The sequence below is a fragment of the Sphaerotilus sp. FB-3 genome (genome assembly GCF_023706025.1).
In the GTDB taxonomy this organism is placed as follows: domain Bacteria; phylum Pseudomonadota; class Gammaproteobacteria; order Burkholderiales; family Burkholderiaceae_C; genus Sphaerotilus; species Sphaerotilus sulfidivorans.
This window is the reverse complement of the sequence record NZ_BQWE01000001.1, coordinates 62004-69915: the sequence shown is the minus strand read 5'-3', so window position 1 is coordinate 69915 and position 7912 is coordinate 62004. Positions and strand designations below refer to the sequence as shown.

Here is a 7912-nt window from a genome sequence, read left to right as displayed (position 1 = left end):
GGGTCGATGGTCGTACCGCCCGGTCTCATTTCTCCACCGCTCGTGTCCTCAAGGCTGCTGGGCGGTCACCTTGAAAGGGATGGCATCCAGGACCAGATCGCCACCGTCGGCCGCGACCTGGGCGAGATCGCCACGGCCGCGCTGGCCGAGGTCGACAAGACCCGCTCGATCACCGCCAACCTGTCGGCGATGGAAGGCGATGTCGTCGAGGTCGAGAAGGGCAATGTCGAGGCGGCCGAGTCGGCCCAGGAGATCGTCTCGGCCCTGTCGCAGGTGCGCGTGGCGGTCGACCAGGTCTCCGCGGCGGCCCAGGAGTCCGAGAAGGCCGCTGAGCAGGCTTCGGCCGCGGCGCGCCAGCAGTCTCAGGGTGCCGAGGAGCTCTCCGCCGCGATCGAGGAGATCGCCTCGCTGGCCGACGAGCTGCAGAGCAACTGAGATGGAGGCGCTCCACACGGTCGCCGACGGCGACGAGACGCGGGCGGCCGGGCAGACGCAGCAGTTCGTCACCTTCAGCGTCGCCGGCGAGATGTTCGCGGTGCCGATGGCACCGGTGCAGGAGATCATCCGCGTGCCCGATGTCGCGCGCATGCCGCTGACGCCGCCGGCCCTCGAGGGGCTGGCCAATCTGCGCGGCCGGGTGCTGCCGATCATCAGCCTGCGCCGGCTGTTCGGCACGCCGGAGCGCGACAACGATGACGCCACCCGTGCGCTGGTGATCCACATCGGCCAGTCGCTGGGCTTCGTCGTCGACCGGGTGGCCAGCGTCATCAGCGTCGATGCCAGCGAGATCGAGCCGGCGCAGGTGGTGCAGTCGGTGGTGCAGACCGACTGCCTGACCGGGGTGATCCGCCGCGAGGTGCCCGATGGCCACGGCGGCCATCGCGACCTGCTGCTGATCATCGACTTTGCCCGGCTGGTCCAGCAGCACCTCACCCGGATGATTCCGTCGCGCGAGAGCGGCGCGGTCAGCGGCTCGCGCGCGGCCGATGGCGGCGAGTCCGCCGGCCGGGCCGAGCCCGGCGAGGGCAGCGGCGAGCTGCGGCTGGTGAGCTTCACGGTGGCGGCGCAGGAATATGCGCTCGACATCGCCGACGTGCAGGAGATCGTCCAGGTGCCGGCGACGATCACCGCGGTGCCCGGGGCGCCTGGCCATGTGCTCGGACTGATCTCGCTGCGCCGGCGGCTGCTGCCGCTGGTGAGCCTGCGCTCGCTGTTCGCGCTGGCGGATGCGGAGCTGGACGAGCATCACCGCATCGTCGTCGTGGCGCTGCCCGGCGGCGGCCAGATCGGTCTGGTCACCGACACCGTCAAGGAAGTGCTCAGCGTGCCGCGCAGCCAGGCCGACACCATGCCCGGCATCCTGGCGCGCGATGCCGAGCTGCAGGAGTTCTCGGCGATCTGCAGGCTCGACGGTGGCCGCCGGCTGGTCTCGATCATCGCCACCGACCGGCTGCTCGGCATGGACAGCGTGAGAGAGGCCCTGCAGCTGGGCGCCTCGGGGGTTTCCGGGTCTTCAGAGCGATCCGGATCGGCCGATTCACTCTCCAGCCCGGACGCATCGATGAACAGATCGACCCACAGCATGACTTCCCATCCCGACGACGAGGACGCCCAGGTCGTCATCTTCCGCCTCGGCGCGGAGGAGTTCGGCGTGCCGATCATGAGCGTGCAGGAGATCGTGCGCCTGCCCGAGACGCTCACCCGCGTGCCGCGCACGCCCGAATTCGTCGAGGGCGTGATCAATCTGCGCGGCACGGTGCTGCCGGTCATCGACCAGCGTCGCCGCCTGGGCATGGACGCGATCGAGCGCAACGATCGCCAGCGCATCATGGTGTTCACGCTCGGCGGCCTGCGCACCGGCTTCATCGTCGACTCGGTGGCCGAGGTGCTGCGCATCCCGCGGCAGAACATCGCGCCGGCGCCGCAGCTCTCCGACGAGCAGATCCGCCTGATCGGCCGGGTCGCGCGGCTCGATGGCGACCGCCGCCTGGTGCTGCTGATCGATCCGACCCAGCTGCTGGCCGCGCGCGAGGTGCGTGCCATCGAGTCGCTCGAGCCTGCGGGCGAGTCCCGCACCGCCCCATCGATGGCTCGTGCCGCCTGATGCACAAGGAGATTGCCCGACCATGCCTGGCAAGGTTCTCGTCGTCGATGATTCGGCGCTGATGCGCCGGCTGCTCTCGGCCGTGCTGACGCAGGCCGGCTGGACGGTCGCTGCCGCCCGCAACGGCCGCGAAGGCGTCGAGCAGCTGCTCGAGTGGCAGCCCGATGTCGTCACGCTCGACATCAACATGCCCGAGATGGACGGACTGACCGCGCTGTCGCTGATGATGCAGGCGCGGCCCACTCCGATCGTCATGGTCTCGTCGCTGACCGAGAAGGGCGCGCAGGCCACGATGGAGGCGCTGGCGCTCGGTGCGGTCGACTTCATCGCCAAGCCGGGCGGCACCATCTCGCTGAGCATCGACGACATCCAGGCGCTGCTGCTGGAGAAGGTGCGTACCGCCTCGCGCATCCGGTTGCGGCCGGGCCGACCGGCGGCCGCGATGCCCGCGCCGGTGCAGCGTGCTCCGCGCCCCGCTCTGGCACGACCCGCTCCGGCGAGTCCTCGCACGACCACGAGCGCACCGGCATCTGCATCGCCCGCTCCGCTGCGCGGCGGCATGGGCCGCTGTCCGGGCCTGGTGCTGATCGGCATTTCCACCGGCGGGCCGCGCACGCTCGAGGATGTGCTGCCGCAGCTGCCGTCCGACTTTCCCTGGCCGGTGCTGGTGGCCCAGCACATGCCGCCGAACTTCACGCTGGCCTTCGCGCAGCGCATGGACCGCATGTGCGCGCTGGAGGTGGTCGAGGTCGGCGAGCCGATGCCGCTGGAGCCCGGACGCATCCACATCGGCCGCGGCGGCACCGACCTGGTCGTGGTCGAGCGGCTCGGGCGCCTGGTCGCGCAGCCGCGGCCGGAGTCTCCCGCCCATCCCTGGCATCCGTCGGCCGATGTGATGGTCGAGAGCGCGATGCGGGTCCTGCCGGCCTCGCAGCTGGTGGGCGTGCTGATGACCGGCATGGGCTTCGACGGCGCCCAGGCGATGGCCGAGCTGAAGGCGCGCGGCGGCCGCACGATCGCCGAGGCCGAATCGAGCTGCGTCGTCTTCGGCATGCCGTCCGAGCTGATCCAGCGCGGGGGCGCCAGCGTGGTGCTGCCCAGCCAGGACGTGGCCCGGCAACTGCGCACCTGGGTGCAGCGCCTGGGCTGAGAACCGATTCATCACTGCCAACGACACGGGCCACAGGGGACACCGCATGGGACTGAGAAAGAGCAATACGCCGGATCCGCTGCGCGAGGTCGTCGACCGCGGCTTTCCGCGCCATGTCGACGGACTGGTCGCCCAGCTGCGCGGGGGCGATGCCGAGCAGCGCCGCTGGGCGGTGCGCGACCTGACCTCTCATCCGCAGGCCGCCGCGGCACTCGGCGCCCAGCTGCTGGTCGAGCGCGATGCGGCGGTGCGCGAGGCCATCTTCCTCGCGCTGGGCACGATGGCCAGCGACGAGGCGGTCAGCGCGCTGCTGCCGCTGCTGCGCAGCGAGGACGCCCGGCTGCGCAATGGCGCCATCGAGGTGCTGTCGGGCCTGCCCAAGGTGGTGGGGCCGCGCATCTCGGCGCTGCTGCTCGACGCCGATGTGGATGTGCGCATCTTCACCGTCAACCTGCTCGGCGAGCTGCGCCATGAGCAGGTGACGCAGTGGCTGCAGCAGGTGCTGCTGTCCGACCGGGAGGTCAATGTCGTGGCCGCCGCCATCGAGGTCATGGCCGAGACCGGCCAGCCCGAGCACATCGACGCGCTGCGCGAGACCCGCCGGCGCTTCGCCGACGATCCCTTCATCGGCTTCGCCGCCGATGTGGCGATCGAGCGCATCCGGGCCGCATGACGATGCCCGCCCCCGCGAAGGACAGGCCGATGAAAGCCGCCACCGCCCCCGCGATCGTCCCGCCGACGATCAGCGATGCGGACTTCCTGAAGTTCCGTGAATTCTTCTATCGCAAGACCGGCATCCATTTCGAGGAAAGCAAGCGCTACTTCGTCGACAAGCGCCTGATCGAGCGCATCGAGGCCACCGGAGCCGACAGCTTCCGGGCCTATTTCATCGCGCTGCGCTTCGAGGCCGACGGCCGCGAGCTGCAGCAGCTGGTCAATCTGATGACGGTCAACGAGACCTATTTCTTCCGCGAGAGCTACCAGTTCGACTGTCTGGTCAACGACATGCTCGACGAGGTGGTCCGGCGCAAGCGCAAGGGCGGCCGAATCCGGATCTGGTCGATTCCCTCGTCGACCGGCGAGGAGCCCTACTCGATCGCGATCTACCTGCTCGAGCGCTGGCGCCACATCGACGACTACGAGGTCGAGATCCTGTCCTCCGACATCGACACCACGGTGCTGGCGGCGGCCGAGCGCGGGGTCTACTCGGCCCGATCGGTGGCCAATCTGCCCAAGCACTACCTGGACAAGTATTTCCGGCGCCTGTCCGACAACGAATACCAGATCTCGCGCGATCTGGTCGCTGCGGTCGACTTCAGCCGCGTCAATCTCAGCGATGCGGCCGACACCCGGCGCTTTCGCGACATCGACGTGATCTTCTGCCGCAACCTGCTGATCTATTTCGACGACCTGTCGCGCCGTCTCGCCGCCGAGGCGATGTACGACGCGCTCAACCCTGGCGGATTCGTCTGCCTGGGGCACTCGGAGTCGATGAGCCGGATTTCCTCGCTCTATGCCGTGCGCCGTTTTCCGGACGCGATGGTCTACCAGAAACCCCTTCCCGGAGAGCGCCCATGAAGCAAATTCTCGTGGTCGACGATGCCGCGACCGTGCGCATGTATCACCGCAAGATGCTCGGCGATGCCGGCTGGAGCGTCGACGAGGCCGTCAACGGACTGGAAGCCCTCGAGCGGGTGATGGCCCGTCCGGGCGGGCCGGCCTACGACCTGTATGTCGTGGATGTCAACATGCCCAAGATGGACGGCTACACGCTGGTGCGCGAGCTGCGCCGCCTGCCGCAGCTCGCCCAGGCTCCGGTGCTGATGGTCTCGACCGAGGCCCAGATGCATGATGCCGCCGCTGCCGAGGAGGCGGGCGCCAACGGCTATCTGATCAAGCCGGCGCGCCCGCGCGACCTGGTGCTGACCGCCGCGCTGCTGATGGGCGATGGCGTCACCGCCCGGCGCATCGCCGCCGGTCGCATGCAGGGAGTCAGCGCATGAACTCGACCGAACTCCTGGAGCAGTTCATCCTGGAGGCACGCGAGTGCCTCGAGTGCATCGGCCAGCGTCTGCTCGATGTCGAGAAGTCCCCTGACGATGCGGAGCTTCTCAACGACCTGTTCCGCCAGGTCCACACCCTCAAGGGCAACTGCGGTCTGTTCGAGTTCAAGGCGCTGGAGCGGGTGGTGCATGCCGGCGAGGATCTGCTGGACCGGGTGCGCAACGGGGCCCTGGCCTATGGCCCGGAGATCGCCGACACCCTGCTGGAGGCCATGGACTTCACTGCTGAGCTGATCGACGCGATCGAGGCCCGGGGGGCGTTGCCCGAGCAGGCCGATGAGCGGGCCAGTCCGATCGCGCAGCGTCTGCGCCAGCATCTCAGTGCGCCTGCTGCGCCTGCCGCAGCAGCCACATCCGTGCCTGCACCGCCTCCTGAGCCCGCGCCACTCCCGGCCTGGGCCGAGCGTATTCCCGAGGCGGCTCGCCAGGCGGGGCGCATCGCGGTGCGCTACCAGCCCGAGCCCGACTGCTTCTTCAAGGGCGAGGATCCCTGGCACCACGCCCGGCTGACCCCGGGCCTGCGCCATCTCTCGGTCGCGGCCCGTCAGCCCTGGCCGGCGGTGGACGACTTCGACTGCTATGCCTGCAATCTCGATCTGGTGATCGTCAGCGACGCACCGCAGTCCGAGGTCGCGGCGCATTTCCGCTATGTGCCCGAGCAGATCGAGCTGGCGGAGATGCCGGCCCCTGTGGCCGCCGCTCCGGTGGTGCTCGATCTGTCGGCGGTGCTCAACGAGCAGGAGGGATCGCGCGGCGTCGCAGCATCGATCGATCCGGCCGACGAGCATGAGGCGCTGATGCTCAGGCGCCTGCAGCAGATCTGGGACGACCAGTGCCGGCTGCTGGGGCGCGTCGGCGTGGCTGCGGGCACGGTGGCTGCCACCCGCGCGACGCTGCAGAACCTGCTGAGCTGCATCGACGACGAGGCGGCGCGCAGTGCGCACGCCTCGCTGGCCCAGCTGCCGCCGGGGCCGGCGCCGCTGCTGCAGTGGGCACGCCAGCATCGGCCTGGCCGTCCGGGCACCGCCTCGGCGGATCTGCCGTCGTCTTCTGCGCCGGCCGGTGCCTCGGCTGAACCGGCCGTCGGCGGCCCCGCCGCGCAGATCGCACCGCGCGGGCCGGTCGGCCAGGGCGGCCAGGCTGGCGACGAGCCCGGTTCGCCCGAACGCGGCCAGAAGGTGCTGAAGGTCTCGCAGGACAAGATCGACCGGCTGATGGAGCTGATCGGCGAGATGGTGGTGGCCAAGAACGCCCTGCCCTATCTGGCCACCCGCGCCGAGACGGTGTTCCAGCAGCGCGAGCTGGCCCGCGAGATCAAGGCCCAGTATTCGGTGATCAACCGCATCGCCGAGGACATGCAGCACGCGATCATGCAGGTGCGCATGCTGCCGGTCGGGATCATCTTCCAGCGCTTCGGCCGCCTGGTGCGCGACATCGGCAAGAAGCTCGGCAAGGATGTCTCTCTGGTGATGGAGGGCGAGGAGACCGAGGCCGACAAGAACGTCATCGAGTCGCTGGCCGATCCGTTGATCCACATCCTGCGCAACAGCCTGGACCACGGGCTGGAGACACCCGACGTGCGTGTGGCCAGCGGCAAGCCGCCGCAGGGCGTGCTGCGTGTCGCGGCGCGCCAGGAAGGCGATCGCGTCGTGCTGACGATCAGCGATGACGGCGCCGGCATCGACACCGAGCGGGTGCGGGCCAAGGCGGTCGAGCGCGGGCTGATCCCGGCCGACCGCGCCTCCTCGCTCAGCGACGTGGAAGCGGTGCAGCTGGTCTTCCTGCCGGGCTTCTCCACGGCCGAGTCGATCTCCGACCTGTCGGGGCGCGGCGTCGGCATGGATGTGGTGCGCACCGCGGTCGAGCGCATCAACGGCCAGGTCGAGCTCGAGAGCGAGCGCGGCCGCGGCACCACGGTGCGGCTGACGCTGCCGCTGTCGATGGCGGTGACCAACGTGATGATGATCGAGGCCGGCGGGCGCCACTTCGGCGTGCCGATGGATCTGATCGTCGAGACGGTGCGGGTGCCGGCCGAGGACATCCACCATTTCAAGCGTTCCCAGACCACGGTGCTGCGCGGGCGCATCGTGCCGCTGCGCGCGCTCTCCGACATGCTGGGCATGGACATGCCGCCTCAGCCCAACAGCGACGGCGAGCTGGCGGTGCTGGTGGTGCGGCTCGGCAGCGAGAGCATCGGCCTGCTGGTCGACAACTTCCACGGCACCTCCGACATCATCCTCAAGCCGCTCGAGGGCGTGCTGGCGGGCATCACCGGCTTCGCGGGCACCGCGCTGATGGGCGATGGCAGCGTGCTGATGATCCTCAACCCGAAGGAGCTGGTCTGATGGGAATCCGATACCTGAAGAAATCCGTCACGCTGCAGGGCCGGATCAGCGCCGAAGAGGCGGAAGAGCTGCAGCAGTGGCTCAAGTCGCAGCCCCGGGCGGCCGTCAACGTGGGCAAGTGCGAGCACATGCATGCCGCCGTGCTGCAGGTGCTGCTGGCCCTGCGGCCTCGGGTGACCGGCACGCCGGCCGATCCCTGGCTTCAGGCGGCCCTGGCGCCTCAGGTTTCGTCATGAAGCGACGGTCACTC

Annotated in this window: 8 protein-coding genes; all 8 read left to right on the top strand. The window is 69.5% G+C overall.

The window, feature by feature from the left end:
- Nucleotides 1–42: 42 nt before the first annotated feature.
- The 8 genes from NFT33_RS00340 to NFT33_RS00305 are packed head-to-tail and all read left to right on the top strand — an operon-like array spanning nucleotide 43 to nucleotide 7898.
- Nucleotides 43–435 (top strand): hypothetical protein, encoded by a 393-nt coding sequence (locus tag NFT33_RS00340; protein ID WP_251672504.1) that lies wholly within the window; start codon nucleotides 43–45, stop codon nucleotides 433–435.
- Nucleotide 436: 1 nt separating this feature from the next.
- Entirely contained in the window at nucleotides 437–2104 is a 1668-nt protein-coding gene (locus tag NFT33_RS00335) for a chemotaxis protein CheW (protein WP_251672503.1), read from the top strand.
- Nucleotides 2105–2126: 22 nt separating this feature from the next.
- The gene (cheB, locus tag NFT33_RS00330) at nucleotides 2127–3254 is read left to right on the top strand and encodes a chemotaxis-specific protein-glutamate methyltransferase CheB (RefSeq protein WP_220786691.1); all 1128 of its coding nucleotides are present in this window, start codon (nucleotides 2127–2129) and stop codon (nucleotides 3252–3254) included.
- A gap of 46 nt (nucleotides 3255–3300) precedes the next feature.
- Entirely contained in the window at nucleotides 3301–3927 is a 627-nt protein-coding gene (locus NFT33_RS00325) for a HEAT repeat domain-containing protein (RefSeq protein ID WP_251672502.1), read from the top strand.
- A 29-nt stretch (nucleotides 3928–3956) separates the two neighbouring features.
- Entirely contained in the window at nucleotides 3957–4832 is an 876-nt protein-coding gene (locus tag NFT33_RS00320) for a CheR family methyltransferase (protein ID WP_251672501.1), read from the top strand.
- Nucleotides 4829–5257, top strand: a complete 429-nt coding sequence (locus tag NFT33_RS00315) for a response regulator (protein WP_251672500.1) — start codon at nucleotides 4829–4831, stop codon at nucleotides 5255–5257. The genes NFT33_RS00320 and NFT33_RS00315 overlap by 4 nt, the downstream gene beginning before the upstream one ends.
- Entirely contained in the window at nucleotides 5254–7662 is a 2409-nt protein-coding gene (locus tag NFT33_RS00310) for a chemotaxis protein CheA (RefSeq protein WP_251672499.1), read from the top strand. Before NFT33_RS00315 ends, NFT33_RS00310 begins: the two co-directional genes overlap by 4 nt.
- On the top strand, nucleotides 7662–7898 hold the full coding sequence (locus tag NFT33_RS00305) for a hypothetical protein (RefSeq protein WP_220786688.1): 237 nt from the start codon (nucleotides 7662–7664) through the stop codon (nucleotides 7896–7898). The genes NFT33_RS00310 and NFT33_RS00305 overlap by 1 nt, the downstream gene beginning before the upstream one ends.
- Nucleotides 7899–7912: the final 14 nt, after the last annotated feature.

What these genes read in the sequence shown, in the direction of transcription:
- NFT33_RS00335 (WP_251672503.1), top strand. Translation starts at nt 437, where the DNA reads ATGGAGGCGCTCCACACGGTCGCCGACGGCGACGAGACGCGGGCGGCC.
- cheB (WP_220786691.1), top strand. Translation starts at nt 2,127, where the DNA reads ATGCCTGGCAAGGTTCTCGTCGTCGATGATTCGGCGCTGATGCGCCGG.
- NFT33_RS00325 (WP_251672502.1), top strand. Translation starts at nt 3,301, where the DNA reads ATGGGACTGAGAAAGAGCAATACGCCGGATCCGCTGCGCGAGGTCGTC.
- NFT33_RS00320 (WP_251672501.1), top strand. Translation starts at nt 3,957, where the DNA reads ATGAAAGCCGCCACCGCCCCCGCGATCGTCCCGCCGACGATCAGCGAT.
- NFT33_RS00315 (WP_251672500.1), top strand. Translation starts at nt 4,829, where the DNA reads ATGAAGCAAATTCTCGTGGTCGACGATGCCGCGACCGTGCGCATGTAT.
- NFT33_RS00310 (WP_251672499.1), top strand. Translation starts at nt 5,254, where the DNA reads ATGAACTCGACCGAACTCCTGGAGCAGTTCATCCTGGAGGCACGCGAG.
- NFT33_RS00305 (WP_220786688.1), top strand. Translation starts at nt 7,662, where the DNA reads ATGGGAATCCGATACCTGAAGAAATCCGTCACGCTGCAGGGCCGGATC.